The sequence below is a fragment of the Staphylococcus sp. SM3655 genome (genome assembly GCF_016917315.1).
Lineage (GTDB): Bacteria > Bacillota > Bacilli > Staphylococcales > Staphylococcaceae > Staphylococcus > Staphylococcus aureus.
The window spans coordinates 1,625,282-1,651,760 of sequence record NZ_CP070305.1 but is presented as its reverse complement, the minus strand read 5'-3'; the positions used below and the strand labels follow the sequence as shown (position 1 = coordinate 1,651,760).

Genomic DNA, 26,479 nt, shown 5'->3' with positions numbered 1-26,479 from the left:
ATGGATACTGTATTAATTAAGATTATTCAGCTGAACCGAACTCTTCTTTAACCCATTCATATCCTTCTTCTTCAAGACGTTTTGCTAATTCTGGACCACCAGATTTAACGACTTTACCAGCATACATTACATGTACTTTATCAGGAGTAATGTAATTTAATAATCGTTGATAGTGTGTAATCATTAATGCACCAAAGTTTTCCCCACGCATTTGGTTAATACCTTTAGATACAACTTTTAATGCATCGATGTCTAACCCTGAATCGATTTCATCTAAGATTGCAAACTTAGGTTCTAACATCATTAATTGTAAGATTTCGTTACGTTTCTTCTCTCCACCTGAGAAACCTTCATTTAAATAACGTTGTGCCATGTCTTTATCTATGTCTAGAAAATCCATGTTTTTATCTAATTTCTTAATAAATTGCATTAAGTTGATTTCTTGTCCTTCTTCACGTTTCGCATTGATTGCTGAACGCATGAAATCAGCATTTGTAACACCTGTAATTTCTGATGGATATTGCATTGCCAAGAATAATCCTGCTTTTGCTCTTTCATCAACTTCTAATTCTAAAATATTTACACCGTCTAAAAGTACTTCTCCTTTAGTTACTTCATAGCTTGGGTGTCCCATAATTGCAGATGATAAAGTTGATTTACCTGTCCCGTTTGGTCCCATAATCGCATGTATTTCATCAGTGTTAATTGTCAAGTTAACACCTTTTAAGATTTCTTTATCCTCAATAGACACATGTAGGTCTTTGATTTCTAATGTTGATGCCATTTTATATTCCCTCCGTAAAATATAAAGTTTTCTTAACTAGTTTATAATAATTTTAATTTGTAGTCAAAAAGACTTTGTAATAATGCGTTCAGTTAATTATAACTTACTTATACCTTAATATAAACAACTTAAACCCTTTTTATTATTTTTAATAACTCTAAAGTACAACTCTAATCCGCTCTCTTTAAAAATATAAATGATAATAAGTGCACATAATTTCTCAATGGATTTTATGAATTTAAAATATGTTATCATTTCACTAGGACATTTGTAATATGGTATGATGCTATTTATGATTTTATTCCAATCGTTTGAAAGGAGTTATTCATGCAACAATTTAAATGGATTAATATTCTAAAAGGTTTTGCTATGGGAACGAGTGACTTGGTACCTGGTGTTAGCGGTGGGACTATCGCATTATTGTTAGGTATTTACAATCAATTTATCGCTTCAATTAGCGGCATATTCTCACGACGTTTTTGGCCAAGTTTTACATTTTTAATCCCCATTATAATTGGAATGTTACTGGCAATGGGATCACTAAGTAATCTTTTTAATTATTTATTAAGCCAACACCATATTCCAACTATGTTTTTCTTTGGTGGATTAATCATTGGTATCGTTCCATATTTATTGAAAATTTCTAACTATAAAACGTCATTTACAACTAAACATTACATGATGGTTATAGCTGGTATCGCTATCTTAATTGTTATTACATTAATGAATAATGGTGATAAACATGCTGGAGAAACACTTACTCTATCAACTAGTCTTATTATTAAATATTTTATTGCAGGTATGTGTGCATCTAGTGCTATGTTACTCCCAGGTATTTCAGGGTCATTTATGTTATTAGTATTTGGCGTCTATGGTACGGTCATGCTAGCAATATCTGAAGTTGTTAAACTTAACTTTGCAGGTCTTCCTATATTACTTGCAGTCGGATTTGGCGTGCTTGCTGGATTCATTATTTCAAGCAAAATTATCCAGTATTTCCTAACACATCATAAACTAATGACTTTTGCATTAATCATTGGTTTTGTTGTTGGCTCCCTCTTTGCAGTATTTCCAGGTTTACCAACTAATATCGTGATGTGGTTCGTTTCATTAGTAGTATTTATCATCGGTTTTATTGTAAGTTTGACTTTAGGTCGAATTACCGCTGAAAATGAATAATCATTTTAGGGGTGATAAAATATATTCAGTATCTCGTTAATCATATGCAATATATGTCTCGTTTTGTATACATATTATTGGATATCATTAGCGAGTTTTTATTTAGTTTTTTTCTAACATTAAAATAATTATTAATAAATTTTGGTATCCACTTTTTTAATACAAAAACCACCTAGCCGATGGTTATACCGACTAAGTGGCATGTGCAGTGTATTAGGAATAAAAAAGTAAAATTACTCGCCTTTGTTACCTTTTACTTTATCAATAAAATCAGTTGCTTTTTCTTTTGCATTTTCAACGAATTCTTTCGCTTTACCAGAAGCTTTATCTTCTTTACCTTCGTTTTCTAAATTTTTATTATCAGTAACATTACCTACTGTTTCTTTAACATTACCTTTTGCTTGTTCAAATTTACTTTCGTCTGCCATAATAAATGCCTCCTCGGAATAATTAAATGTTATATATAATACTTACCCACTGAAAAATTATCTAAACATTTTACTTAAATAATTTTTGATATTGATTTGACGTCATTTTATAACTAGCGAAATAGATTCATCATTAACTTGAGGGAGTGGGACTGAAATAATAAAGAATCACTAATGATTTATGATGTATTAGTCACTAGCCATGTGAAATTAAAAATAAGAATAAATGAGTAGCACGCATGCATATAGGATTTTACTTTATCCGTAATAGCATCTCATTCCTAAATATCATATAAATACCTGTTTAAATTAAAAAGCCCAGCAACATCACGTTACTGAGCCATTAATATGATTTATTTAGCAGGAATAACTGCACCATTGTATTTTTCATTAATGAAGTCTTGAATATCTTTAGATTGTAATACTTCAATTAATGCTTTGATTTTCTTATCATCTTGATGTCCTTCTTTAACAGCAATTAAGTTTGCATAAGGATTATCTTTCGCACTTTCTACAGCAATAGAATCTTTTTTAGGATTTAGTTTTTGTTCGATTGCAAAGTTCGAATTAATGATAACAGCATCAGCGTCTTCATTTTGATAAATTTTAGGTAAGAATTCTGCTGATTGTTTATTATTAAACTTAATATCTTTTTTATTCTCTGTAATATCACTAAACTTAGCATCTTCAATTTTTACGCCTTTTTTGATTTTAATTAAACCTGCATCAACGAAGAATTTTAAGAAACGTCCTTGTTCAGCTGGATTATTAGACACATAGACTGTTGCACCTTTTGGTAATTCTTTTAAACTTTTATACTTTTTAGAGTATACAGCCATAGGTTCTAAGTGAACATCACCGGCACTTACGATTTTGTAACCTTTATCCTTTTTCTCTGTGTTTAAATATGGTGTATGTTGGAAATAGTTTGCGTCAATTTCACCTTTGTCTAGTAATTTATTAGGTGTAGTGTAATCGTTAATTGTTTTAATATCTAGTTCATAACCTTTTTTCTCTAATAATGGTTTTGCTTTTTCTAAAATTTCAGCATGTGGTGCTGGTGAAGCACCTACTGTTATTTTCTTGTCGTCACTGCCACTTTTGTTTCCATTACCGCAAGCTGCTAATACAACTGCAAATGTTAATACTAAAATAAGACCAAATAATTTTTTCATAAAATGAAACCCCCAATTTATCGTTTATCAAGTTTATTTGTAAGCCAATCCCCAATGAATTGGATTATAAATACAATAATTAAAATAAAAACTGTTGATACTAAAATGACATCATTTTGATTTCGAGTGAAACCTGTTAAGTATGCTAAATTTCCTAAACCACCGGCACCAATTACACCTGCAACTGCTGTTGAACCAACTAAAGCGATTGCTGTAACTGTAATGCCAGACACTAGCGCTGGCATAGCTTCAGGTAAAAGGACTTTACGAATTACTGTCCAAGTATTAGCGCCCATTGACCAAGCCGCTTCGATGACACCTTTATCAATTTCTTTAAAAGCAATTTCTACGAGCCTTGCATAAAACGGTGCTGCGCCAATGATCAAGGCTGGTAACGCACCTGTCGGACCACTTATCGTTCCAAGTATCAAACTTGTAAATGGAATTAATAATAAAATTAAAATAATAAATGGTATCGCTCTAAATAAGTTAACAATGAAAGAAACGATAGAATAAAATAACCTTGCACCGATAGACTTACCTTTAGCAGACAAGAATAATAACACACCTAAAATAAGACCAAGTATAAATGCAAATATAGTTGAGACGACTGTCATGTATAGTGTTTCGACTATTGCAGTCCAAACTTCTGGCCACTGAATATTAGGCATTGTAATCATTTCATTTATAATTTCACTAAATGATTTACCCATGTCTTAACACCTCCATTTTAACTTGTCGCTCAATTAACTCTTTTTCGAATTTTCCGAAATCTACACTTGAAATATATGGAATATGCAGAACTAAAAAGCCGACTGTTCCATTTTTTGTATTTTTAATATTTGCTTCTAAAATATTAATTTTAATATCATAGGCAGTTGATAGACTCGATACAATAGGCTCGGTTGTTGTTGAACCAGCGAAAACTAATCTAACGATATATGCATCTTTTTCTAATGGCTCTAATTCTGTTAAAGATGTTTCGAAATCATCATTTAAATCGTCTTTCACAAATCGTTTTGTCACAGTGTGTTGCGGATTTTCAAAAACCTGTGTCACCGGTCCTTGTTCTATCACTTTACCACTTTCCATAACTGCAACTTCATCACAAATACGACGAATGACATGCATTTCATGCGTAATTAGTACAATTGTTAAATTTTGTTGTTCTCTAATTTTTAGTAGTAGATCTAAAATTTCATCTGTTGTTTGCGGATCAAGTGCACTTGTTGCCTCATCACAAAGCAAGACCGTTGGATCATTAGCTAACGCTCGTGCAATCCCAACACGTTGCTTTTGTCCACCTGATAACTCTGATGGATAAGCCTTTTCTCTACCTTTTAAACCGACGAGTTCGACAAGTTCTAATGCTTTTTGCTTAGCTCTCCTTCTAGGGACACCTGCAATTTCAAGCGGAAACATAATATTTTTTAACACAGTCCTTGACCATAACAAATTAAAATGTTGGAAGATCATACTTACTTTTTGTCTTTTTGCTCTTAATCCATTTTTGGACAATTGACCTATATGGTCTCCATCTATAATAACTTCACCTGATGTAGGCGCTTCTAAATGATTAAACATTCGAATCAAAGTACTTTTTCCTGCTCCAGAAAAACCAATGACGCCATAAATCGATCCTGCTCGAATCGATAAATTAACGTGATCTACAGCAAGGACTTCTTTATTTTTAGTCCGATATTCTTTAACAACTTCTTTTAATTCAATCACGTTGATTCCTCCCTGTGTTGCTTAATAAAATAAAAAATGCTTTCTCAATATCGATAGAAAAATTGAGAAAGCAATAGTAGTATTGTTTCTCTCATCTTCAAAAGTTAAAACTTTATGTGAATTGGCACCATTTCTATATAAGACGGTTGCCGGGCTTCGTAGGGCACATCCCTCCACCACTCTCGATAAGAGTTTACGCATCATTTAATTTGTATTAATCCTAACACCTTAGTAAAATTTCGTCAATAACTATTTTAAATTTTCTAACAAATCAGTCACCGATTTAAATGCATAAATTCGTTTTACTTCTTTATCTTTATTCATCAACAATAAAATCGGCGTAGACATGATTTGCATATCTTTACAAAACTGAGGATAAAAGTTTAAATCTATTTTCAATAATGGTAACTGCAATATTTCATTAGCAATGTCTAACATTCTTTCTGAAACCTTACAAGTACCACACGTTGGTGTATAACCAAAGATTAAATGTTTGTCTTCCTCATAAAATGTAGTTACATCTTTGATGTCTAATGAATTATTCATTTACTAAAACTAACCTTTCATTATTTATATTCGGTAAAAGAGGTGTTTCTTTCTTACAAGTAAAGCCATGTTTTGAAAGTACATGCGCCAAATATTGTTTGGGGCAATTCGCAACTTGACAGTAAGTTTTATCAATAAATATATGTTCACTTTCACTCAAATAACGTTTAAACCAATTTCTAATTCGATCTCCTTCGTCATCAGAATCGGCTAATACAAAAACTTGTTTATCATACAGTGATTCTATCATATCATCAAGCTTATCTATACTCATTGTTCCATGAGTACAAATAATATTGACTGGTTCTGCAATAACCTGTTGCACCCTTTTTTTATCAGATTTTCCTTCAACAATTATCACTTTATTTACAATAGCCATCATCATCACCCTTTAAAATCAATAAACATCTGTCACTGTATCATTTCACAAAATTGGTATGAATAAAACATAAATCACAAAAAATTTAAACTAGCTTAATATAATAATTACAAACTCAATGTTTGACTAGCTGGAACATTTAACATAAGCAGACAAAGGCTAAGTCAAAAATCAACATCCTAAAATCTACAATGTTATATTAACAATAGTTAACCAAAAGAAAATACACCTATAACAAACTTTTCAATTATAGCGGGGCCCCAACACAGAAGCTGATGGTAAGTCAGCTTACAATAATGTGCAAGTTGGCGGGGCCCCAACACAGAAGCTGGCGGAAAGTCAGCTTACAATAATGTGCAAGTTGGCGGGGCCCCAACACAGAAGCTGGCGGAAAGTCAGCTTACAATAATGTGCAAGTTGGCGGGGCCCCAACACAGAAGCTGGCGGAAAGTCAGCTTACAATAATGTGCAAGTTGGGGGGCCCCAACATAAAGAAATACTTTTTCTTTAGAAATTAGTATTTCTTATGCATGAGTTTTACTCATGTATTCCTATTTTTAAATACACATTAGCTGTGGCTTATGAAAACAGGCTGGGACATAAATCAATGTTCTATGCTCTACGAAGTTATATTGGCAGTAGTTGACTGAACGAAAATGCGCTTGTAACAAGCTTTTTTCAATTCTAGTCAGGGGCCCCAACACAGAGAATTTCGAAAAGAAATTCTACAGGCAATGCAAGTTGGGGATGGGCCCCAACAAAGAGAAATTGGATTCTCAATTTCTACAGACAATGCAAGTTGGGGTGGGACGACGAAATAAATTTTGCGAAAATATCATTTCTGTCCCACTCCCTAGATTGATCTATAGATACTACACTTATTAAAGTAATATATTTTTATGATTCTCTTAGCTGCAATCCCATGAATACATGTAATCATCAAACTTCATAGCCTCAAGGTCAGTAGATTTTACTAAGATATTGGCAATACCTAAATCACCCCATATAATCGAAGAATTACCATCTCTTGTAGAATCAATTTGCAGTAAGACTCTATCATACATTTTCAGTTCTTGATCGTTCGTTCTTGGATCTATTTGGTCAAAATATGGATAACCACCAAGTTGATTAAATGGTTCCTTAGCAGTAAATGTGTTACACACAGGTTCCATCAATTCATCATAACCACCAAACATTGATTTTAGCGCGAAGGATGGATTGACTTTATTCCACAATGCAAGCACGTCCTCATCGTACTTATAATCAGTACATGTAATAGTTTGTTTCGACAATCTAAATTTTATAGAAAATGCTCCACTGAACGGGATATCCTCATTATCAGCATCTAATGACTTCAAATGCTCTTGAATATTTTCGAGTGATAAATCTGTAATTGGCTCTTTTATATAAACAAGCCTTGAGTTTATATTGTTTCCCTTTAAATTTTCAGACATACCATACATTTGATCTTCTGAACTAATCCAAAACTGCAATATCCCTTCTTTTACAGGAAATAATTCTTGTTGTTCTGGAAGATTATCCAAATTAATCTGTGCTAACAATACCATTGGTACATTATTTTCATCTAATGGTATATCTTTAAAAGATTTTAAAAATGGCATTCCACCAATCTTACTCTGGTTTAATGTTTCTTCTTTCATCTCTTTTAGATCCATTTCAATACATGGTAGTACTGGTAAATTACCGTTTTCTACAGATTCTACGAAACGGTTATATGCTTTTTGCTCCTTTTTAGAAAGATGACTAACGTCTTGAATGTTTAGCATATTAACTTCCCCCAATTTTTATTTTTAAAATAGCTAAATTCATTATTTTCATCATTCTTGAATAATAAAATGTAGCAATACTCCAAATAATAGTACCTAATAAATTTTCTTTCATATTATTTACTTACTCAGACTAAAAATAAACTCCTCAATCTTAGATTAAGGAGTTACACGGTGATTATTCACCAATCATTTTTGAATATTTTTCAGCTGTTAATAAAGCTTCAATCTGACTTTCATCACTAATTTCTACTTTTACCATCCATGCTTTTTCGTATGGAGATTCATTTACAAATTCGGGACTATCTTCTAGTTCTTCGTTGACTTCAACTACTTTACCAGAGATTGGTGCATATAATTCTGATACAGTTTTAACTGATTCTACGCTACCAAACGTATCCCCTTCATTAATTTCATCATCTGTTTCTGGTAATTCAACGAAAACAATATCACCTAACTCGCTTTGTGCGTATTCTGTGATTCCAATTGTTGCTACATTACCTTCAACTTTAACCCATTCATGCTCTTTTGAATATTTCAATTCATTTGGTACTGCCAAGAGAATCCCCTCCTAATTAATCTTTACATCATTAATGATGCCATAAGGCTAGATGCTATTCAACTATATTTATAAAAATTAACAATTGTATAGCTTATTTCATTTTACATGTAATGAATCTAAATATCGAGATATTTAGTAAACGTTTACATTTCACTTACGCTAACCAAGTCTCTTTATATTGATCTTCTTTAAATCCTAATGTTATCTTATCGCCCATTACTGCTAGAGGACGCTTTACTAACATACCATCAGATGATAACAACTCTAACTTTTCATCATCTGATAAAGTTTGTAATTTATTTTTCAAATCAAGCTCACGATATTCCGTGTGTATTAAACAATTTATTAATTTCTACGCCTGTATTTGCAATTATTGTTTTAAATTCATTTATTGTAGGTGTATGTTGAACGATATCAATTGGTTCATAACTTACGCCATATTCATCTAAAAACTTTGCTGCCTTTTTACAAGTTGTACAATTCTTATATTGGTAAAATTTAATCATACGACTGCAACCTCCTTTATGTATTTAAAATAAATATATCATTTTCCATAGCAAAAGGCTTTCATTTTGAAGCTAAAATTTTTTATTATGATATAAATTTAGCTATAATAAAAATTATTAAACTATCTAGAGGAGTTGTTACAATGCAATCAATCAAAAGTAATGAATCATTTAAATCTGTAATTAATAGCGATACACCTGTAATTGTTAAATTTGAGGCAGGATGGTGCCCAGACTGTCGTGCTATGGATTTATGGATTGACCCAATCGTAGAACAATATAATGATTACCAATGGTATACTGTTAATCGTGATGAATTAGAAGATGTAGTTGTTGAAAATGAAGTTATGGGTATCCCTAGCTTGCTAGTATTTAAAAACGGCGACAAAATTGCACACCTTCATTCAGCAAATGCTAAGTCACCTGAGCAAGTTGAATCATTTTTAGCAGAAACTTTTAAATAAATACTAAAATAAAAATGTGTATATACTGCACAATAAAAAGCTGAGACTGTGATTGTACCGACTCTAGTAAGTTAGATTAAATCTCTAACTCGATAGATGTCCATCAATTCATGACTCAGCTTTTATTAATGTTTCTATAATTATACATATTAATATAATGTAATTAAGTTTCTATTTTTACGCGGTGCTTTAGGCATATCTTCTTCTAAATCCGTTAAATATAAGAATCCAGCAAGAACTTCATCTTTCTTTATACCAAGTGTTTTTCTTACTTTAGGATCATAGATATATAATGGCGATTTCCAACATGTACCTATTCCCGCTTCATAAAGTAACAACATAAGATTTTGTGCATATGCACCAAATGCAAAGTAGTTTTCATCATTTTGACGTTGTCTTGGATCTGTTTTTAAAATAAGCAATAACATGCCACCTAGTTTCGTAACTGCATCATAATGACATTGTTGCTTATCTAATTCATTAGGAAATGCAAATTTAGAAATATCCTTACTCATATCTCCTAATCTGTCTTTCGGAACATGCACAACTCTCCATGGTTCCCTCATTCCGTGATTTGGAGCATCAGCAGCTTTCTCAATTGCTTGATATAGCAATGCGTCATCTATGTGCATATCTCTTTTAAATTTTTTCACACTTCTTCTATTAGCTATTGCTTGTTGTAATTCCATCTAAAATCGCTCCTCCACGAACAATGATAATACTTCTCAATTATAAGACAGCACTTACACAAAAGCAACCTAATTCATTTTATTAGTATAAAGTCACTTGTGCTTTTAAATCAGTAACATCAATCTGTCCTGGAGCTTGTGGTTCTCCGATACAACCATAAGTCAATGCACCACCAAAAACGCCTTGAGCCGTTCTACTTATTAGTCCAAGTTTAGACATTGAAATACCAACAACTTTGCAGTCCATAGTATCTGAAAATGTAGACATTGCCTGCAATAAATTTAACACATCATTTTTATTATGTGGCATTACTGCTAATTTAACGTATTCTGGGTTGAATTTTTGCATTTTAAAAAATATAAATTGCAATTCATCTAATGGAGGCGTACTTTCGAAATTATGATGTGATATAACCACCTCTTTATTATACTGTTGCAAATGTGTAATGATTCGTTGATGTTTTTCAATGTCAATATCTGCTTGCCATTCTATATCAATCATATCTATGCCATTGATATTTGCTAAGTCTGATATTAAATTAAGATACAAGTCATTTGTAAATTGCCCATAGCCACCTTGTAACTTTGTACGATACGTAACTAATAATTTGAATGAATCTTGCATAACCTTCAGCTTTGTAATCATTTCTGCCACTTGATCAACTGTGACATTTTCAATTTGATCAATTCGTAATTCTAATACGTCTATTGCATCAATACGATGATTAATTTTTTGAATTAAAGTTTCTTCGATAGATAATTGTGGCGCGATAGTCGCTACTACTTCCACATGTGTCATAGTGAATCCCTCATTTCAGATACTCATTATTTTTATTGTAAACAACAACTTTTTATCCTTCAATCAAACAATGCTATAAATGAAAATGATTAAGGTATTTTCGAATGGGTAAAGCATAAATGTATTTTAAATTAGGAGGTTATAAGTATGGCAATACATTATGAAACTAAAGCGACGAATGTTGGCGGACGTAAAGGACATGTTTATACTGATGATCGAGCATTAGATATTGATATCGTTCCGCCTGCTCAAGCAGATGGTAAAGCTACTAACCCCGAACAATTATTTGCAGCAGGTTATGCATCTTGCTTCAACGGTGCTTTCGACCTAATTTTAAAGCAAAACAAAGTGCGTGATGCTCATCCAGAAGTAACACTAACAGTGAGACTAGAAGATGATTCAGACTCAGAAAGTCCTAAATTAAGTGTTTCAATTGATGCGACAATTAAAAATGTTATATCTCAAGAAGAAGCTGAAAAATATTTACAAATGGCTCATGAATTTTGTCCATATTCAAAAGCGACTCAAGGAAATATTAATGTCGATTTAAATGTAAATGTTGTAGATTAGCATTAACTTAAAGAGATTATTCAACGTTATTAATAAAATTCACATAAAATTCAAATTTGCCAACCAAAAATTTTTGGTTGGTTATTTTTTCTATTCGTGATTGAAATTTCTGGCAATATTTAACTGAAAAAGATTGTACCTTAGTCATCATAAATGTGACCGGTTCCAATACTGGCTTGACTTCTTCGCATACCGTCTACAAATAAAAGTCCAGTGTCGACCAATAACCAATTCCATAATTTCCTGAACTTAAAAATAAATATAATTAAATTGATAATCCATTTACAAGAATGTGCATATAAATCAGTGATTGCAAAATTTTAATAAACATTTTAATATGTAATTAAGAAATTTTTTTAGTACAAAATCTTTCTTAATAATGATTAAGGAGGTCAGTAATGATTGAAATTAAAACATTAACGAATAATGATTTTAATGAGTATAAGAGACTTGTTTCGACAGTCAATGAAGAATTCACTCAAGATTCACATTATAGTCAAACAATGACTGACACCTTAATACATGACATTTTAAATCAAGGTTCACCGAAATGTATTGTATTTGGCTGTTATGAAAACGAAACACTTATCGCAACAGCTGCCTTAGAACAAATTCGATACGTTGGAAAAGAACATAAATCATTAATTAAATACAACTTTGTTACTAATAACGATAAATCGATTAATAGCGAGCTCATTAATTTCATTATTAATTATGCACGGCAGAACAATTACGAATCTTTACTTACATCAATTGTGTCAAACAACATAGGTGCTAAAGTTTTCTATAGTGCACTAGGATTCGACATTCTTGGTTTTGAGAAAAATGCAATTAAAATCGGAAATACCTATTTCGATGAACATTGGCTTTTTTATGATTTGATTAATAAGTAATACAGTTTTATATATTCTACATTTCTCATAAATTCAAATCATATAGGTTCTATTTTTCATACAACTACTCTACTATTGAGTAGTTGTTTTTTATTTGATATGATAACAATAAGTTTTTTCAGAATATTCTATTTTTTAGGGGTGTCAAAACTTAATGGTAACCGCAATTATTCATGGATTTATCTTAGCGATTGGTCTAATTTTACCTTTAGGTGCACAAAATGTATTTATTTTTAACCAAGGAGCTAATCAACCAAAATATAGATATGTATTGCCTGCAATAATTACAGCCGGGTTGTCAGACAGCTTACTTATTATTATTGCAGTGGTAGGAGTATCTATCATTATTATGTCTTTACCTGTACTTCAAGCAATTATTTATATAGTTGGTTTAATTTTCTTGATGTATATGGCTTGGACCATTTGGCATGATAAACCCTCAACAGATGGAGAAGCTCAAATTATGTCTCCAATGAAACAAGTAAGTTTTGCTTTATCAGTTTCATTACTCAATCCACATGCTATTTTAGATACAATTGGTGTAATTGGTAGTAGTGCTGCATTATATAGTGGTAGCAATAAAATTGCGTTTACAATCGCTTGTATTAGCGTTTCATGGTTATGGTTCTTTTTACTCGCAATTTTAGGAAAAATGGTTGGATCAATTGATAAAACCGGAAAATTATTAACAATAATCAATAAAATATCAAGCATAATAATTATTATTGTTGCTCTAATGATATTACAAAAACTTATTCAATTAATATTCTAAAGCGTTTTATAGTTGTATTTTAAAAGCGTTATACAAAAAACATACTTGTGTCTATGTATAACGCTTTATTTATTATAAATTTGGATCAATTAACTCAACAAATTTAAATGTTCCATTGTCATATTCAAATTTCAGGATATTACAATTACCGATATTATGCTTTAATGCTTCATCTAGTTTAAGGCAATATCTTAAAAATACTCCCATTATTGTCCCATGACTCACGACTAATGCATTATTCTTTGTTTGAGACATAATGTCATGTAAAGTTTTCACAATGCGTTCTTCAACTTGTTGCCTTGCCTCTCCTTTGAAAGGAACAATTCGATCTCCGAATAAGTCTTCAGGCTTGTATAGATTATCAAATAGATAGACTGACTCACCTTCAAATAATCCAAAATGCCATTCCTTCAGTCCCTTAAAACGTTGATACGATTGGTTAGGTGCAACATTTTCAAGTGTGTCACTTGCGCGTTCTTGCGTTGATGATGCATATAAATCGAAGTTTATCCCCTTAGTTTCATAATAACTACGTGCCTTTTGAGCTTGAGCAATTCCAAGTTCTGTTAGCGGCGAATCTCCAAATCCCTGAATTAGTCCCTTAAAATTAAACAAAGTTTGTCCGTGGCGCATTAAATATAACGTTTTAGCCAACAATAACACCTCTTCAATAAAAAGTATTGATAGCTCAAAATGTATTCTCTTTTTATTAAAATGAGTACCAAATATATTAAACCATTATTTAAACTTTTTCGGTAGCGAAAACCTTTGCTTTTGATGTACATTTTTTTCATAAGTAATGATGATTTTAGTTTAAAAGATAATGTGACGGGGTAAAACGCAATGAAGAGTACAGAATTTTAAAGGAGTGAGTGTTTATGGATAATCATAATCAATGTAATTATGTGAATCCACAAAATGTTTCACTTGACTGGGAATGTTTTATAATTAGTAAAAGTGAAATGTTGTTAGATGGTGTACCAAATGAACTTATCAACACTTGGTTAGATAAAGACATTATTACACCATTTTCGATAAGAAATGATGAAATAAACTTTAAAACAAAAGATATTTGGGATGCACTAATACATCATAATTGGTACTACTCAAATTAATTTGCCATATATAAGCTAATAGCTCTATTTGTAGTTTCAATTAATTGATGATCTGTGTAATTAGACATCACATATGCTCTAATTACTTGGTGTCTTTCTTCTAATCGAGGGAATGCTTTATCTTCACTAACGTGTTCGGCCAATATACCAAATGGTGTGTTATCATTTTGAAAACCCATGATGAAATTGTAAAACGTCATAAGACTTGCCCCCTTCATTTATTAAGCGCTATTTAAAGTGTTATTATTAATCTTATCAGAAAACTAGTATTTGTAAATGTGCAAAAGTGATTTTGCACATTTTTTTGATATCTGATTCTAAAAATATTAACGAATTATACAACTTTAAGAGTTTTTAGTATGTAAATATTCTTTTCATATTAATACTATACATCCCTATATATGCTCACTTGTTTGAATTAATAAACTTTAGCATTCTACAAATAATATTTTAAAAATAACTATACTTTTTATTTACCTATTGGAAAATAGTGTTATCATATTTATTAAGAAACTATTTTTATACTAGTAGGTGTCAGTCATGAATAACATTTTGTTAAATGCTATCAATATAGTTATTACTACCACTTTTGTTATCTTTAATATTTTAATCACATATAATAAAGATTTAGATGATTTATGTTGGCTCCTGCCTGGTATTATCATTTGTGGTGTGATACTCATCGTATCCTTTACCATTGCAATGATAACTAAAAACTGGTTAAGTGAAATATTATTTTTTATAAATATCGTACTCGTTCTATATTACATTTATCCTATTTTTTATAGTTTTATAGGTTAATAATTACGGTATATAAGGAGGGTTTCACATGTCTTTACATTTTGCAATTCTGTTTTGGCTAGCATTAATTTTCTTAGTTGCCGCTACGTTTATACTCGTATTAATGAAAAAAACTGGCAAAGAATCTAAAAAAGAGTCCTATTTAAGTTTCACTGTCATTCTCTATATTTTTGGATTCGCTATATTAATATACACATTTATATTTGGTGTGCTATAAATGAAATTCATTTTATATCCAGTCTGAAACGTCTCAATGATGTTTCAGACTGTTTTTTATTCTTAATAGACATTTCACACTCTCATACTTTAATATTTAAGGTATGTTTTAGTCTTACAAGCTTATTAAAGATTACAATTCTAATTTAAGACTATTTACATATATTTCTTCAACAAGGAGCTTTTAAGTGAACTATATTAAACGAACGATAATTTTACTTATATTATTCGTTGTCGTATCCCCTATAAACTCACCAAAAACAATTGCAGATAATAAGTATTCAGAAATTCAAGATGACAAATTCCAATTACAACCTGGTGATATTATTGTTACAAAAGGCCCTGTCATGTGGGGATTTTTTGGTCATTGTAGTATCGCGATTGATGATAAAACGATTTTACAAATTGAGGGGCCTGGCGACAAACCAACTACACAATCCTTCGAATCTTTTAAATATAATTATGCAAGTGGCAAAAATGATTGGATGAAAGTTTATCGTTGCAGCTATCCTGGTGCAGGTAAAAAAGCGGCTGACTGGGTTAAGAAAAACTATGAAAATACAAATCATCGTTATCTAGTTACATTAAATTTGAACAGCAAAAAATTTACGTATTGTACTAAAATTATCTATCAAGCTTATAAATTTGGTGTAAGTGAAAAAACAGTTAAAAGTTATGGACTACATATTATTTCACCCTATGCAATTAAAGATAATTTTATAGATCCATACAAACTAAGGCTTGTTAAAGCTTATTAACACAGTTTCATCAAATAGTTAAATTAGTTTGTGTTTTGCAATAAATTGGGTATAGATTACAAATGATATTTCAGGAGGCCCAATATTTTGAATGAACTAACTAAAGAACAAAAGTATACAATAGCTAAATTTTACAAATTATATATTGAACGTTCGAATAAAGGAGAAACAGAAACAGTCGCTAACTTTTTTGGCGATGCTAAAGATGCACGTGAAAACTATTTTTGCGATCGTGATTATCAAGACTTCTTAACTAACTGCCAAATTTTAATTCAAAACAAATACTTAACTGGTGAAATTTTGGACGATAACATTTACAATATTTCTATTTTAAACAAGACATTTATTGAATTTGAACAAAATTTTGGTTGAACATGAATGTCTCAACTATAAACTTTTTAACCCTATTTTAAAGCAGGAGTGAAAAACATACATGAGTGAATGGCATATTAATAATCAATCTACAAAACCTTTTTTAATACAACAAGCGGAAAAGCAATTGTCTATTGTTAAACCATTGCCTAATGGTAGCTTCCAAATACTCACAGAAATAGATTTGGAGAATGGCAATGTTAGTAACATCGATCATTCTCTACTTGTTTCAGTAGACCCCAAAGCATTAGAAATAAGTATATTTGACGCTGTAAATTAAACGCAATATTTTTATTTAATTATTTTAATGTTCCGCCTTTTAAATGAAAACAAGATTACTGAATTATTATGAGATTTTAAAAACAATAAATATTCTCAATAATTAATCAGTCTTAATAAAAAATTAACAAAAAGTTGATTAGTTAAATTATTAATTAAGTAGTAAGATATTATGCGATGTGGTATCCTATTATTGTTAAACATTTTGAGTGTTTAACATTACTTCTTGTTATCGCCATATACAGACTTTAATTCTCGTCATTATTAAAGTTCTGTATTGGCGCTTTTTTTATTCAAAATCAAAAGTCGGACAGATGAAAAGTAAAAAACTTTTCCATCAGTTCGATTTATTTTAGAACCATTATATATTGTTAGATCTCCACCTATATTTATTGGACAAAAAAATAACAGCTAGTGCTTTTACCACACCAACTGTTATCGATTTAAAGCATAAAAAAACAGCCCTATAGTAAGGACTGTTTGAATAAGTTAAAATTACATTTTAACTACGTTTGCAGCTTGCTCGCCACGGTCGCCTTCAACGATGTCGAATTCAACTTTTTGGCCTTCTTCTAATGATTTGTATCCATCTTCAGCGATTGCTGAGAAGTGTACGAATACGTCGCTACCATCTTCTCTTTCGATGAAACCAAAACCTTTTTCTGCATTAAACCATTTAACTGTACCGTTATTCATATTGAATACCTCCGTCGTGCTTTTGCACTAAATATTTTGTAACAAATTCATAAATGAAAAGGAGAATATTCTATATAAATAACTCACATTTTTCTTCACGCTCTTTATTACTTAACTTTCATTATACACTTTTAAATATAGAAGTAAAGCATTATTTTATTTTCTGTGATAATACACATTGAACTATATAGTAACATTCCATTTTAATACTAAATTTAAAATTTTTATTTTCTAATATTAAATACACTTACTTTTGATACTATTTACTTTTTTAATTCTGAATTGATAATAAATCATATCGTGATCTAAAAATTATAAAAGTGCCACTAGCAGCAGTGACACTTTTACAATGAGCATTATTGACCTGAATCAGCGTTGTCTTCGCTCCAAATATTTAATTTCTCTTTTTTTGCTTGTGCTTCACTTTTTCTTAAAAGTTGTTCATGTGTATTGTTAGGTTTATAAACATAAGCAACTTTAGCCAAGCCTTGACGAACTAAAGCTTCGTTTACCATTTTTCCATCAGCATAAATATACGCTAAGCCACGTCCATATTTATCAGTTCTTTGACCTTTGTCAAACTCGACTTCAATTTTCTTTGCATTTTCTACCATTTTTTTCGTAAATGCACTTGCTTCAGGACCATATTTCTCTACACCTTTTTTAGGATGCTTTGTTTCAGGTGTATCAACCAATAATAGTCTGAATGTCATTGGTTGACCTTTGTACATTAATTTAACCGTATCACCATCAATCGCTTTAATTAATGTCGCAGGTTCTTTATGTAATTTTTTAGTTGAAGTTGCACTATATACTGTTGGATCTTCAGAACCACTTCTATTTACGCCATTATCTGTTTGTGATGCATTTGCTGAGCTACTTAGACTTGAAACTACAACTAAAGTTAACACTAAGCAACTAGTAGCGAAATAGAAAAACCTCTTTGCGTATTGCCCTTTCGAAACATTACTGATAGCCATCCCTATAAGTAATATTGAAACGATTGCCATACATATGCCAGCACTTAATAAGTATTCTGTCATAACTAACACCTCTTTCTTTTTAGTTAATTTTAATATTAAACGTTAATTAATTATAATTCTACATTTTTACAATTAATTAATAAAAATTTAATAATTATAATAAAATAACTATACTTACTTTTATGTATTTTCTATATTTTAGGTGCCAGAACTTATATATTTAGCCTTATTTGTAAAATTAAAAAGCCTACAACATGAATCGTTGCAGACTATCATATCGAGACAAAGAGGTTTATTAGTGTCTCTATATCTATGTGGAATTTGAAAAGATTATTTATAATATTTACGGGGATAAATTGTCATTTAAAAACGAGATGTATAACTTATAATTTACTTTGGATTAGCGTTGTAATCCATTATAAACCTTATCAATTTGTTTATTGAAATAGTTTTGATGCGGTTTGCTTAATGTGTTAACTTTTTGTTTGGCTTTCATCCTAGCATCAGCACTTTGTGTATCTTTATAGTTCTCTACTAAGCTTTGTGCTTCTTTAACATGATCACGTCTAATAACGCGTTTGTCACGGTCTGTGAAATGTGATGAGTCAATTTCACTATAACCAACCATAGCTCCTGATTTACCGCCCATTGTTAATATGTTGAACTCCATCAGGTTTGAATTGCTATTAGATTGAAAAATATTAATTTGAGCATGTTCAACTGTTATAACTTTCTCTTCCGATACAATTTCAGTAAATTGCTTAGTATCATTTGCGCCACTCTCTGTTACTAATGCGTTTGCGTGATTAGAATGCCATAATTGAGTTGCACAAATTACACCCATTGTTAGTACTAATACTTTCCTTTTCATTTGTTTATGCTCCCTTATTTGCTTTGATATAAAAACCGACTTTTTCACCCTGTTTTCTTCGCCATTGAAAATTATATACCAATATTTTAGAAACAATAATTAACTTGCGATGAACAAACTATTAACAATAATCTTGAGTATTATATTTATCTTAATTAATAATATATTTATTTAAGATTATGTTACTTCCAACTTTCAAAGTAGAAAAACGGTATAATTTGTTGATGGGTGTTTATTGATAAACTGCAAAAAATACAGCCTACAACCACATAGATTGTAGACTATATTTAAAATAATAGGTATTTATCATATCTCGTAAACTTAGTGCCAATTTTTATACTCGTGGTGCTGGTAAGCTACCCTTAAATTCAGGAACGTAGTGTGTAGGGCTATAACTTGGAACAGCATATTGATAATTTACATTTTTGATATTTAATGATGGTTTCCCAATTTTATAACCATTTGATTGTGAAAATGAGAAATATTTCTTCACACCTTTAACTACTTTATAAGAATAGAAGTATTTATAGTCATATGCTTTATTTACTTTAGCATTTTGATGTGTTGCTGTTGTGTTATTTTGGAAACTTGGTACATGCATACGATGTGAATTGTGACCATATGGTGGAATTACCTTGAAACTATTTATTTGTGGCACAACACAAAAGTGATTAATTTTAATGCTAGCATGCCCTGGTGTAACAAATTTATGCGCGTGATATCCAGGAACTGCAAAATGATGCTTGATAATTAAAGATTGAGATGGATGTGTATATCTAGGCGATTCTGATGGTTTAACAATAAAGTGTTTATTAATAGAATCCTTTGCATGATTTACATGTTTATGTACATGTGTTGATTTGTATGAAGTAATAACTTTCTTGTAGTGGGTTTGCGTAGTAATGAAGTGGTGGTTTACTTTGTTTTGCGTAATAAATCTATTTACTTCTGGGCCTTTAGCAACAAAATGCTTATCAACTTGTTGTGAAGCTGGATTGTTTGTTGCTACATTCACGCGATTATTGATTTCTTTGTACTCTGGCACAATGTTTCCTAACTTTGATTCAGGTACGGCAAAGTTTTTATCTACAATTTTACTAGCTGCCGATGAATCTGCAATCTTATTCAATTTATCTTCAGAAGCTACAAAGTTTTTATTGTCAGTTAAATTACTAACATTTACTTTTGGCGAATTCTTAAATTCATCGTAAGCTGGAATAATTTTATTAATTCCTGATTCTGGAACTACAAATTTTTTGTCAACACTCTCTGTCACTGATGCTTTAGCGTGATTTGAATTGATAAGTTGTGTAGCAAATAGCGTGCTCATAGTTAAAACTAATAATTTCTTTTTCATCTGTTATTTCTCCTTTATATAGACTCAATATTATAACCAATTTAATTTTCCTGTTATATTCACTAACAGCATTATATACCAGAATTTTCAGTATAATAATTAACTTGAAGTAAACGTTGTCTTAACATTTTTATTGTTTTTCAGCTTAAAATTAATTATTGATATTGATAGTTAAGCATAATAATTTTTTCGTAATATAAAGTGAAAAAAGTAATAGTCCACACCTGTTTAGAATGTGGACTATACTAGATTGCATCATTGAAATGATGACTTTGATATTATTTATTGCTAGTTTAAAATGTTGTTATTTTTACGACAAACTCATTATTTGCTTTGCAGCCATGCATTAATTATTTGCCATTATATACTTTATTGATTTGTTTATTAAAACGTTTTTGATGACCTTCACTTAAAGTATTTACTTTTTGTTGTGCATTTAATCGGTCTTTATAACTATGTGTATCTTTATAATTATCAACTAACTTTTGAGCTTCTCTAACGTGTTCACGCTTAATTACACGCTTCTCACGTTCAGTTAGATGAGAAGAATCAATTTGACTTATACCAACCAGTGATCCTGATTTTCTACCAGGTAAAGCAGACGTTTCTTCAAATTCAACAACATTATTATGCGTGTGATTTGAAGTTGTTGGTGATTGATGCGTTGTTGTGAAATCATGACTTTCACCATTTAATCCAGCCAATTGTTTTGGTGCATTATAAATAATTTGTTGCTGAGTTTGACGCTCAACTGTAGGCATTGGTACCTGTGTCGTTGTTTCAGTATATGTAGTCGGTGTTGTTGGTTTCTTTGTTGGTGCAGAAACCACAAGTTGCTTGTCGTTTTCGTTGTCGTCTTCGTCATCGATTAGTGAAACCACTGGATTATCTTTGTTCTTAGCTAAAAACTTTTCTTTTCTTTCTTCAGCTTTTCTTTCGTATTCTGCTTTTTGTTCTGCAGTTACTTCTTGAGATGCAGATTTGTAATTTTGAGTATTTAAACTTCTTTTACTTCTCTTAGCATTATTTGTTTTAGCTTCTTCTGTATCTGCTTTTAACTTTTTTGCCATTTCTATATTTTCTTCATTGCTTTCAACTAATGCCGGTATATTCAACGGCCTATTTTCATTGATTTCAACAAAAAATTCATCAATAATTGATTCTAAATCTTCAACTCGTTCTTTAGATAACCTATCATTTTGAGGATGCCTTTCTTCTCTCTCATCATCACTACGGCCAACAATCAAATCTAATTTATTATAAAGATTCTCTCTTGCTTCATGTTTATTTGGAAAAGCGTGTCCAAGCATTAATACTTTATTTTCTAGTTCATTTAATTTTACTCTAACTTCGTAATCTTTATCTCTATCAAATTTTTTCAAATCAGGATTTCTACTTTCGATATCTTGTGTCTTTCTTTCAAACTCATTTTTATTTTCCTTTATTGCTTCATGAATAGCTAAATACCTTTGATGTGTTAAGCCCAATACACCATTTGCAACTTGGTTGTTATTTTTTTTACTACTTTCTATTTTTCTCTCTTCATCTAAAAACTTGTTAAGCGCATCTAATTCAGCAAATAATTTTTTTCGGTAAGTATCCATCGCCTCTTTATATTCAGGTTCATCATATCCATCATTTTTATTAATTTCTGATGTGCACATAACTGTTCGAAGACTATCTTTATATTGACCTAAATTCCATGAATTTGTCTTTTGACCTTTAATTGATAAAGCTTTTGATACATATGGATTCTTCTCCCCAGAAACCACTGCACTCGCATGATTACTTTCCCAAATTTGTGATACACATAATGCTCCCAATGATAAAACTAGCAATTTATTTTTCAACTGTATTTTCTCCTTAATTTTCCCTAATTAACAACCTACCTTACACCCTATTTTTTCGCCAAGCCAAATTATATAACATCTACCTTTTTAAAATAATTAACTGTTGATGAATTAATTATTAATTATATTCAAACAATATATTTGGAAAATTCAAGTAAAAAAGCCACCTTTTAAGGTGGCTTCTTCATGAATCATATGATTAATTTAATATTATTATTACTTATTTCTTATCTTTATTTTCTTTTTTTCTTCTGAAAAGTAGTAATGAACCTAATGATGCTAATAATCCCCAAATTAGTGACGAATTCGCTTCATCTTCAGAACCTGTATCTGGTAATGGTTCTTTACTATCTTTAGCCTCATTTTTATTAGAAGCATTAGTACCATTTTTAGGTGAATTAGGCGGAACTACATTATTGTTAGAACCTGACTCGGAATCGCTATTTGAATCACTTTCTGAGTCGGAATCACTTGATGAATCGGAGTCACTATCTGAGTCTGAATCACTCGCTGAATCCGAGTCACTATCTGAATCTGAGTCACTGTCTGAGTCGGAATCACTGTCGGAATCCGAGTCACTGTCTGAGTCAGAATCGCTATCTGAATCCGAGTCACTGTCTGAGTCGGAATCGCTGTCTGAGTCTGAGTCGCTGTCTGAGTCTGAGTCACTGTCTGAGTCTGCATCGCTATCTGAGTCTGAATCACTGTCTGAATCTGAATCGCTATCTGAATCTGAGTCACTGTCTGAGTCTGAATCGCTGTCTGAATCTGAGTCGCTATCTGAGTCGGAATCACTGTCGGAATCTGAATCGCTGTCTGAGTCGGAATCACTGTCTGAGTCAGAATCGCTGTCTGAGTCGGAATCACTGTCGGAATCTGAATCGCTATCTGAATCTGAGTCACTGTCTGAGTCAGAATCGCTATCTGAATCTGAGTCAGAATCGCTATCTGAATCTGAGTCTGAATCGCTGTCTGAATCTGAATCGCTGTCTGAATCTGAGTCGCTATCTGAGTCGGAATCACTGTCGGAATCTGAATCGCTATCTGAATCTGAATCACTGTCTGAGTCGGAATCGCTATCGGAATCTGAGTCACTGTCTGAGTCTGAATCGCTCGCTGAGTCGGAATCACTTGCTGAATCTGAATCACTTGCTGAATCTGAATCACTTGCTGAATCTGAATCACTCGCTGAGTCTGAATCACTTGCTGAATCTGAATCACTCGCTGAATCTGAATCACTCGCTGAGTCTGAATCACTTGCTGAATCTGAATCACTCGCTGAATCTGAACCACTATCTGATGTAGAATCACTGCCAGAATCTGAACCGCTATCTGAATTAGAATCGCTGCCAGAATCTGAACCTGGGTCAGAATCTGAATCCTCTGGAATTGGTTCAATTTCACCAGGCTCATCAGGTTGTTCAGGAACAACTGGTTTATCGATACCGTCACCAGAACCTGATCCGTTATTAAATGCTACTTCGTTGTCCCATGACATAGAGCGCCAAATTATATTCGAGTTATACCCATATAAAGTTGAACGTAAAGCTAAATCACCTTTGCTATTCGGATCAATATGACCATTAACAACTACTATATACGGTGTTGTAATTTGATCATCAGGCGTATTAAACTCTACTTTATATTGATTTGGATTTGGGAATGTAATATTCACACTATTAGTGACATCCTCAAAGTTTTCTGGATTCACAAAGTAACTTTCAGATAAATCAGCTGCATTATCTACTTTATATACTTTAATACTTGTATTTTGCTGATCTATTAATGCATTACTATCCGTATTTGGTTTTAAATTACCTGTTAAAACCGGCGCAATAACGTTATCTCCACTTGGATTGACATAAATTGTCTGACGATACGTATTATTTGTTTTATCGATTTGGTCAATTGTACCTTTAATAGATAAGTTATAAAACTTACCATATTTTTCATAATCTACTAATACTGTTTTGTTTGCTGTTGTACTACCTATGCCAGTAGCCAATGTCACATTACCTGTCTTTTTAACATTTTCAGGGTCAATATAAGCGGGCATGGTCAAAGTTGCTTTTACATCATCTTTAGTATTTACATAGTCTGTAAATGTATAAATAACATTACCATCACTATCGATTACACCATTTGCCAATACTTGATCTCCAGCCATAATTGGTGGCACTTTAGCAGTTGAAGTTACACCATTTAAGTTTAATTCTTTAGGTACAGTTATTTTGAATGTGTCACCTTTAACAGCAGAATTAGGCACTGAAAAACCATAATTCAGTTTGACATAACCTGCTTGGTGCGGATACACAGTCGTACCAGAGTCAATACCAACTGTCACATTCGTCAACTGATTCGTAATATCTGTGCCAGCTGCCGGTGCATCTGCAGCTACTGCCGCTAAACTAAATGCTCTCATTCTAGGCGCACTTGTATTAACCGCTTGATTAACTACATCTTTATTACTTGCATCTGTACTCTGTGGAGCTGATTCATTGTTTGAAGGTGTTGCTTCAGTTGAAGTATCTTGCGTTGTTGAAACATTTTCCGCATTTGTAGAATTTTGAGGTGAATTTACAGATGATACTGTATTAGTATCATTAGAAGTCGTTTCATTACTTGTTTGATTCACTAATTCCTCCGCATTTGTATTGCTTGATTGAGTTGTTGCCGGTGTATTAGCTTGATTCGTTGTCGTAGTAGTAGCTTCACCAGTTACCGGCGTTTCTTCCGTAGTTGCATTTGTTGATGATGATTGTGTCGTTTCCTGTTGTGCTGGATTTTGCGCCACACTCGTTTCGCCATTATTAGTGTTTGACGATGTTTTAGTATCACTCACGTTTGTGTCGTCTGTTTTAGGTGCAGCACTAACGCTACTTGAATCATTACTTTTGCTTTCGTTACTTGCGCTATCAGATTGCGTAACACTATTTTCACTTGCATCTGCTTCTTTACTGCTGAGTAGTCCAAAACCGATTAACGTACCTACAAGCACTGAAGCCACGCCAATCGATTTTTTCCGAATTGCGTGTTTTTCTTTTTTCTTCATATTCATTTTATTCCCTCTTTTTAAAAAGTCATTTTATATTAACTATATACCCTTTAAAGATATATTTAATCTCTGTTAATGGAATTATACACTAAAATTGCATTATAGCAATTAATTTGTATCGATATTTTATTATCCACAATAATACTTTACTAACAAACATTTTATTTATTGCTATTTTAAGAATTACAAACGACAACGTACGATTTGATTGCAAACATTTTTTATTATTAATATGAACTCTACCTAATGTAATCCTAGCTTGAAATCATATTTTTTCAAAAGCAGATGTGTAATTTATGGTACCTGTTTTTCCCGCTAAACTGTTCACTTTTAATTCTTTAATTAAAAACGCTTCGTCTGGTATACCATCATATGGTGGATAAATGTCGTACATACTTGCGCGTTGATATCCTAGATTGGCATAATACGTCGGCCATCCTAATACACTGATAAAATTATATCCTTTTAATATTGCTTCTCGTTCTAATGCTTGAATCAATCGCTTCCCAATACCTTTATTTTGATGATGAATATCAACAGATACAGGTGCTAACACTAATCCAATTTCCCGTTGTGCCTCGTTATCAAGATAAACTTCACTTAGTAAACCGTGCCCTACAACTTCATTTTGAAGAACAGCTACTAATTCTAAGGTATTGTCATACGTATCACTTAGACGAATTTGGTCTACTAGCTCTGATTCATTACCATAACCATGTTCACTATTTTCAAATGCCGTTCTAATTAACTGGTCCACTTGAGCAAAGTCATGTTGATGTATTTGTCTAATTTGCATCTTTGCCCCTCCTTTTAGTTCTATCTTATAGAAAAATGCATTACAACATAAAGTAATATTTTATAG

Annotated in this window: 31 protein-coding genes, 1 pseudogene and 1 riboswitch; of the genes and pseudogenes, 11 read left to right on the top strand and 21 right to left on the bottom strand. The window is 31.7% G+C overall.

Annotated features, from left to right (window positions below):
- Nucleotides 1-22 precede the first annotated feature (22 nt).
- Entirely contained in the window at nt 23-784 is a 762-nt protein-coding gene (gene sufC / locus JQN76_RS08125; RefSeq protein ID WP_000168845.1) for a Fe-S cluster assembly ATPase SufC, read from the bottom strand.
- 327 nt (nt 785-1,111) lie between these two features.
- Between sufC and popT the strand changes: the two genes are divergently transcribed.
- A complete protein-coding gene (gene popT / locus JQN76_RS08120; protein ID WP_001183858.1) occupies nt 1,112-1,963 on the top strand; it encodes a polyprenyl-phosphate transporter PopT in 852 nt (283 codons plus the stop codon).
- Between the two features lie 233 nt (nt 1,964-2,196).
- Here popT and JQN76_RS08115 read toward each other — a convergent pair whose 3' ends face one another.
- The 9 genes and pseudogenes from JQN76_RS08115 to JQN76_RS08075 all read right to left on the bottom strand — a co-directional run bounded on the left by JQN76_RS08115 (nt 2,197) and on the right by JQN76_RS08075 (nt 9,077).
- Nucleotides 2,197-2,391, bottom strand: coding sequence for a CsbD family protein (locus tag JQN76_RS08115; RefSeq protein WP_000752917.1), 195 nt, complete (start codon nt 2,389-2,391; stop codon nt 2,197-2,199).
- A 353-nt stretch (nt 2,392-2,744) separates the two neighbouring features.
- Complete coding sequence (locus JQN76_RS08110) at nt 2,745-3,566, bottom strand: MetQ/NlpA family ABC transporter substrate-binding protein (RefSeq protein ID WP_000732326.1); 822 nt, start codon at nt 3,564-3,566, stop codon at nt 2,745-2,747.
- Nucleotides 3,567-3,583: 17 nt separating this feature from the next.
- A complete protein-coding gene (locus JQN76_RS08105) occupies nt 3,584-4,279 on the bottom strand; it encodes a methionine ABC transporter permease (protein WP_000520233.1) in 696 nt (231 codons plus the stop codon).
- The gene (locus JQN76_RS08100) at nt 4,272-5,297 is read right to left on the bottom strand and encodes a methionine ABC transporter ATP-binding protein (protein WP_000571218.1); all 1,026 of its coding nucleotides are present in this window, start codon (nt 5,295-5,297) and stop codon (nt 4,272-4,274) included. Before JQN76_RS08100 ends, JQN76_RS08105 begins: the two co-directional genes overlap by 8 nt.
- An 88-nt stretch (nt 5,298-5,385) precedes the next feature.
- Nucleotides 5,386-5,489: riboswitch (SAM riboswitch) on the bottom strand.
- Nucleotides 5,490-5,546: 57 nt separating this feature from the next.
- Complete coding sequence (locus JQN76_RS08095) at nt 5,547-5,843, bottom strand: thioredoxin family protein (RefSeq protein WP_001065801.1); 297 nt, start codon at nt 5,841-5,843, stop codon at nt 5,547-5,549.
- Nucleotides 5,836-6,222 (bottom strand): toprim domain-containing protein, encoded by a 387-nt coding sequence (locus tag JQN76_RS08090; RefSeq protein ID WP_001018962.1) that lies wholly within the window; start codon nt 6,220-6,222, stop codon nt 5,836-5,838. The genes JQN76_RS08095 and JQN76_RS08090 overlap by 8 nt, the downstream gene beginning before the upstream one ends.
- 908 nt (nt 6,223-7,130) lie before the next feature.
- Nucleotides 7,131-8,009, bottom strand: a complete 879-nt coding sequence (locus JQN76_RS08085; RefSeq protein WP_000932212.1) for a YwqG family protein — start codon at nt 8,007-8,009, stop codon at nt 7,131-7,133.
- A 178-nt stretch (nt 8,010-8,187) separates the two neighbouring features.
- Nucleotides 8,188-8,568: a glycine cleavage system protein GcvH gene (gcvH, locus tag JQN76_RS08080; RefSeq protein WP_000290490.1), complete on the bottom strand. Its 381-nt coding sequence runs from the start codon at nt 8,566-8,568 to the stop codon at nt 8,188-8,190.
- Between the two features lie 157 nt (nt 8,569-8,725).
- Nucleotides 8,726-9,077: pseudogene (locus JQN76_RS08075) on the bottom strand (arsenate reductase family protein).
- Between the two features lie 143 nt (nt 9,078-9,220).
- Here JQN76_RS08075 and JQN76_RS08070 point away from each other — a divergent pair.
- Nucleotides 9,221-9,541: a thioredoxin family protein gene (locus JQN76_RS08070; RefSeq protein WP_001190695.1), complete on the top strand. Its 321-nt coding sequence runs from the start codon at nt 9,221-9,223 to the stop codon at nt 9,539-9,541.
- A 149-nt stretch (nt 9,542-9,690) separates the two neighbouring features.
- Here the strand turns inward: JQN76_RS08070 and JQN76_RS08065 are convergent, their stop codons facing one another.
- Together JQN76_RS08065 and aroD are read right to left on the bottom strand one after the other, a co-directional pair.
- Complete coding sequence (locus JQN76_RS08065; protein WP_000422908.1) at nt 9,691-10,230, bottom strand: nitroreductase family protein; 540 nt, start codon at nt 10,228-10,230, stop codon at nt 9,691-9,693.
- 82 nt (nt 10,231-10,312) lie between these two features.
- The gene (gene aroD / locus JQN76_RS08060; RefSeq protein WP_000150013.1) at nt 10,313-11,029 is read right to left on the bottom strand and encodes a type I 3-dehydroquinate dehydratase; all 717 of its coding nucleotides are present in this window, start codon (nt 11,027-11,029) and stop codon (nt 10,313-10,315) included.
- A 147-nt stretch (nt 11,030-11,176) separates the two neighbouring features.
- Between aroD and JQN76_RS08055 the strand changes: the two genes are divergently transcribed.
- The 3 genes from JQN76_RS08055 (at nt 11,177) to JQN76_RS08045 (ending at nt 13,264) form a co-directional block, all read left to right on the top strand.
- Nucleotides 11,177-11,599 carry an organic hydroperoxide resistance protein gene (locus JQN76_RS08055; RefSeq protein ID WP_000974460.1) on the top strand — a complete coding sequence of 141 codons (423 nt, stop codon included), beginning with the start codon at nt 11,177-11,179 and terminating at the stop codon, nt 11,597-11,599.
- Between the two features lie 398 nt (nt 11,600-11,997).
- Nucleotides 11,998-12,492, top strand: coding sequence for a GNAT family N-acetyltransferase (locus JQN76_RS08050; protein ID WP_000569884.1), 495 nt, complete (start codon nt 11,998-12,000; stop codon nt 12,490-12,492).
- A gap of 154 nt (nt 12,493-12,646) precedes the next feature.
- Nucleotides 12,647-13,264 carry a LysE/ArgO family amino acid transporter gene (locus JQN76_RS08045; protein WP_000255553.1) on the top strand — a complete coding sequence of 206 codons (618 nt, stop codon included), beginning with the start codon at nt 12,647-12,649 and terminating at the stop codon, nt 13,262-13,264.
- Nucleotides 13,265-13,336: 72 nt separating this feature from the next.
- Here the strand turns inward: JQN76_RS08045 and JQN76_RS08040 are convergent, their stop codons facing one another.
- Nucleotides 13,337-13,918, bottom strand: a complete 582-nt coding sequence (locus JQN76_RS08040) for a histidine phosphatase family protein (protein ID WP_001140697.1) — start codon at nt 13,916-13,918, stop codon at nt 13,337-13,339.
- A gap of 224 nt (nt 13,919-14,142) precedes the next feature.
- Here JQN76_RS08040 and JQN76_RS08035 point away from each other — a divergent pair, with 224 nt between their 5' ends.
- Nucleotides 14,143-14,379 (top strand): hypothetical protein, encoded by a 237-nt coding sequence (locus tag JQN76_RS08035; protein ID WP_000368687.1) that lies wholly within the window; start codon nt 14,143-14,145, stop codon nt 14,377-14,379.
- On the opposite strand, the gene JQN76_RS08030 is transcribed toward JQN76_RS08035, so the two are convergent.
- Nucleotides 14,376-14,579, bottom strand: coding sequence for a sterile alpha motif-like domain-containing protein (locus JQN76_RS08030; RefSeq protein WP_000145163.1), 204 nt, complete (start codon nt 14,577-14,579; stop codon nt 14,376-14,378). The genes JQN76_RS08035 and JQN76_RS08030 overlap by 4 nt on opposite strands.
- 340 nt (nt 14,580-14,919) lie before the next feature.
- Here JQN76_RS08030 and tsaA point away from each other — a divergent pair, with 340 nt between their 5' ends.
- From tsaA to JQN76_RS08005, 5 genes are all read left to right on the top strand, one after another.
- Nucleotides 14,920-15,180 (top strand): type II toxin-antitoxin system antitoxin TsaA, encoded by a 261-nt coding sequence (tsaA, locus tag JQN76_RS08025; RefSeq protein WP_001059690.1) that lies wholly within the window; start codon nt 14,920-14,922, stop codon nt 15,178-15,180.
- Nucleotides 15,181-15,208: 28 nt separating this feature from the next.
- The gene (gene tsaT, locus JQN76_RS08020) at nt 15,209-15,397 is read left to right on the top strand and encodes a type II toxin-antitoxin system toxin TsaT (protein ID WP_000052076.1); all 189 of its coding nucleotides are present in this window, start codon (nt 15,209-15,211) and stop codon (nt 15,395-15,397) included.
- A gap of 187 nt (nt 15,398-15,584) precedes the next feature.
- Nucleotides 15,585-16,154 (top strand): lipoprotein N-acylation protein LnsA, encoded by a 570-nt coding sequence (gene lnsA / locus JQN76_RS08015; RefSeq protein ID WP_001106653.1) that lies wholly within the window; start codon nt 15,585-15,587, stop codon nt 16,152-16,154.
- 87 nt (nt 16,155-16,241) lie between these two features.
- Nucleotides 16,242-16,526 carry a hypothetical protein gene (locus tag JQN76_RS08010; RefSeq protein ID WP_001004394.1) on the top strand — a complete coding sequence of 95 codons (285 nt, stop codon included), beginning with the start codon at nt 16,242-16,244 and terminating at the stop codon, nt 16,524-16,526.
- Nucleotides 16,527-16,587: 61 nt separating this feature from the next.
- Entirely contained in the window at nt 16,588-16,806 is a 219-nt protein-coding gene (locus JQN76_RS08005; protein WP_000005884.1) for a hypothetical protein, read from the top strand.
- Between the two features lie 494 nt (nt 16,807-17,300).
- Here the strand turns inward: JQN76_RS08005 and JQN76_RS08000 are convergent, their stop codons facing one another.
- The 7 genes from JQN76_RS08000 to JQN76_RS07970 all read right to left on the bottom strand — a co-directional run bounded on the left by JQN76_RS08000 (nt 17,301) and on the right by JQN76_RS07970 (nt 26,413).
- Nucleotides 17,301-17,501 carry a cold-shock protein gene (locus JQN76_RS08000; protein ID WP_001059082.1) on the bottom strand — a complete coding sequence of 67 codons (201 nt, stop codon included), beginning with the start codon at nt 17,499-17,501 and terminating at the stop codon, nt 17,301-17,303.
- A gap of 356 nt (nt 17,502-17,857) precedes the next feature.
- A complete protein-coding gene (locus JQN76_RS07995; RefSeq protein WP_001548082.1) occupies nt 17,858-18,544 on the bottom strand; it encodes a thermonuclease family protein in 687 nt (228 codons plus the stop codon).
- Between the two features lie 340 nt (nt 18,545-18,884).
- The gene (locus JQN76_RS07990; RefSeq protein ID WP_000824472.1) at nt 18,885-19,355 is read right to left on the bottom strand and encodes a hypothetical protein; all 471 of its coding nucleotides are present in this window, start codon (nt 19,353-19,355) and stop codon (nt 18,885-18,887) included.
- A 334-nt stretch (nt 19,356-19,689) separates the two neighbouring features.
- Nucleotides 19,690-20,712 (bottom strand): extracellular matrix protein-binding adhesin Emp, encoded by a 1,023-nt coding sequence (gene emp, locus JQN76_RS07985; protein ID WP_000728066.1) that lies wholly within the window; start codon nt 20,710-20,712, stop codon nt 19,690-19,692.
- 350 nt (nt 20,713-21,062) lie between these two features.
- On the bottom strand, nt 21,063-22,562 hold the full coding sequence (gene vwb, locus JQN76_RS07980; RefSeq protein ID WP_001836973.1) for a von Willebrand factor binding protein Vwb: 1,500 nt from the start codon (nt 22,560-22,562) through the stop codon (nt 21,063-21,065).
- Nucleotides 22,563-22,782: 220 nt separating this feature from the next.
- A complete protein-coding gene (gene clfA, locus JQN76_RS07975) occupies nt 22,783-25,620 on the bottom strand; it encodes an MSCRAMM family adhesin clumping factor ClfA (protein ID WP_001836967.1) in 2,838 nt (945 codons plus the stop codon).
- A 262-nt stretch (nt 25,621-25,882) separates the two neighbouring features.
- Nucleotides 25,883-26,413 carry a GNAT family N-acetyltransferase gene (locus tag JQN76_RS07970; RefSeq protein ID WP_001167175.1) on the bottom strand — a complete coding sequence of 177 codons (531 nt, stop codon included), beginning with the start codon at nt 26,411-26,413 and terminating at the stop codon, nt 25,883-25,885.
- Nucleotides 26,414-26,479 lie beyond the last annotated feature (66 nt).

What these genes read in the sequence shown, in the direction of transcription:
- sufC (WP_000168845.1), bottom strand. Translation starts at nt 784, where the DNA reads ATGGCATCAACATTAGAAATCAAAGACCTACATGTGTCTATTGAGGAT.
- popT (WP_001183858.1), top strand. Translation starts at nt 1,112, where the DNA reads ATGCAACAATTTAAATGGATTAATATTCTAAAAGGTTTTGCTATGGGA.
- JQN76_RS08115 (WP_000752917.1), bottom strand. Translation starts at nt 2,391, where the DNA reads ATGGCAGACGAAAGTAAATTTGAACAAGCAAAAGGTAATGTTAAAGAA.
- JQN76_RS08110 (WP_000732326.1), bottom strand. Translation starts at nt 3,566, where the DNA reads ATGAAAAAATTATTTGGTCTTATTTTAGTATTAACATTTGCAGTTGTA.
- JQN76_RS08105 (WP_000520233.1), bottom strand. Translation starts at nt 4,279, where the DNA reads ATGGGTAAATCATTTAGTGAAATTATAAATGAAATGATTACAATGCCT.
- JQN76_RS08095 (WP_001065801.1), bottom strand. Translation starts at nt 5,843, where the DNA reads ATGAATAATTCATTAGACATCAAAGATGTAACTACATTTTATGAGGAA.
- JQN76_RS08090 (WP_001018962.1), bottom strand. Translation starts at nt 6,222, where the DNA reads ATGGCTATTGTAAATAAAGTGATAATTGTTGAAGGAAAATCTGATAAA.
- JQN76_RS08085 (WP_000932212.1), bottom strand. Translation starts at nt 8,009, where the DNA reads ATGCTAAACATTCAAGACGTTAGTCATCTTTCTAAAAAGGAGCAAAAA.
- JQN76_RS08070 (WP_001190695.1), top strand. Translation starts at nt 9,221, where the DNA reads ATGCAATCAATCAAAAGTAATGAATCATTTAAATCTGTAATTAATAGC.
- JQN76_RS08065 (WP_000422908.1), bottom strand. Translation starts at nt 10,230, where the DNA reads ATGGAATTACAACAAGCAATAGCTAATAGAAGAAGTGTGAAAAAATTT.
- aroD (WP_000150013.1), bottom strand. Translation starts at nt 11,029, where the DNA reads ATGACACATGTGGAAGTAGTAGCGACTATCGCGCCACAATTATCTATC.
- JQN76_RS08055 (WP_000974460.1), top strand. Translation starts at nt 11,177, where the DNA reads ATGGCAATACATTATGAAACTAAAGCGACGAATGTTGGCGGACGTAAA.
- JQN76_RS08050 (WP_000569884.1), top strand. Translation starts at nt 11,998, where the DNA reads ATGATTGAAATTAAAACATTAACGAATAATGATTTTAATGAGTATAAG.
- JQN76_RS08045 (WP_000255553.1), top strand. Translation starts at nt 12,647, where the DNA reads ATGGTAACCGCAATTATTCATGGATTTATCTTAGCGATTGGTCTAATT.
- JQN76_RS08035 (WP_000368687.1), top strand. Translation starts at nt 14,143, where the DNA reads ATGGATAATCATAATCAATGTAATTATGTGAATCCACAAAATGTTTCA.
- JQN76_RS08030 (WP_000145163.1), bottom strand. Translation starts at nt 14,579, where the DNA reads ATGACGTTTTACAATTTCATCATGGGTTTTCAAAATGATAACACACCA.
- tsaA (WP_001059690.1), top strand. Translation starts at nt 14,920, where the DNA reads ATGAATAACATTTTGTTAAATGCTATCAATATAGTTATTACTACCACT.
- tsaT (WP_000052076.1), top strand. Translation starts at nt 15,209, where the DNA reads ATGTCTTTACATTTTGCAATTCTGTTTTGGCTAGCATTAATTTTCTTA.
- JQN76_RS08005 (WP_000005884.1), top strand. Translation starts at nt 16,588, where the DNA reads ATGAGTGAATGGCATATTAATAATCAATCTACAAAACCTTTTTTAATA.
- JQN76_RS08000 (WP_001059082.1), bottom strand. Translation starts at nt 17,501, where the DNA reads ATGAATAACGGTACAGTTAAATGGTTTAATGCAGAAAAAGGTTTTGGT.
- JQN76_RS07995 (WP_001548082.1), bottom strand. Translation starts at nt 18,544, where the DNA reads ATGACAGAATACTTATTAAGTGCTGGCATATGTATGGCAATCGTTTCA.
- JQN76_RS07990 (WP_000824472.1), bottom strand. Translation starts at nt 19,355, where the DNA reads ATGAAAAGGAAAGTATTAGTACTAACAATGGGTGTAATTTGTGCAACT.
- emp (WP_000728066.1), bottom strand. Translation starts at nt 20,712, where the DNA reads ATGAAAAAGAAATTATTAGTTTTAACTATGAGCACGCTATTTGCTACA.
- clfA (WP_001836967.1), bottom strand. Translation starts at nt 25,620, where the DNA reads ATGAATATGAAGAAAAAAGAAAAACACGCAATTCGGAAAAAATCGATT.
- JQN76_RS07970 (WP_001167175.1), bottom strand. Translation starts at nt 26,413, where the DNA reads ATGCAAATTAGACAAATACATCAACATGACTTTGCTCAAGTGGACCAG.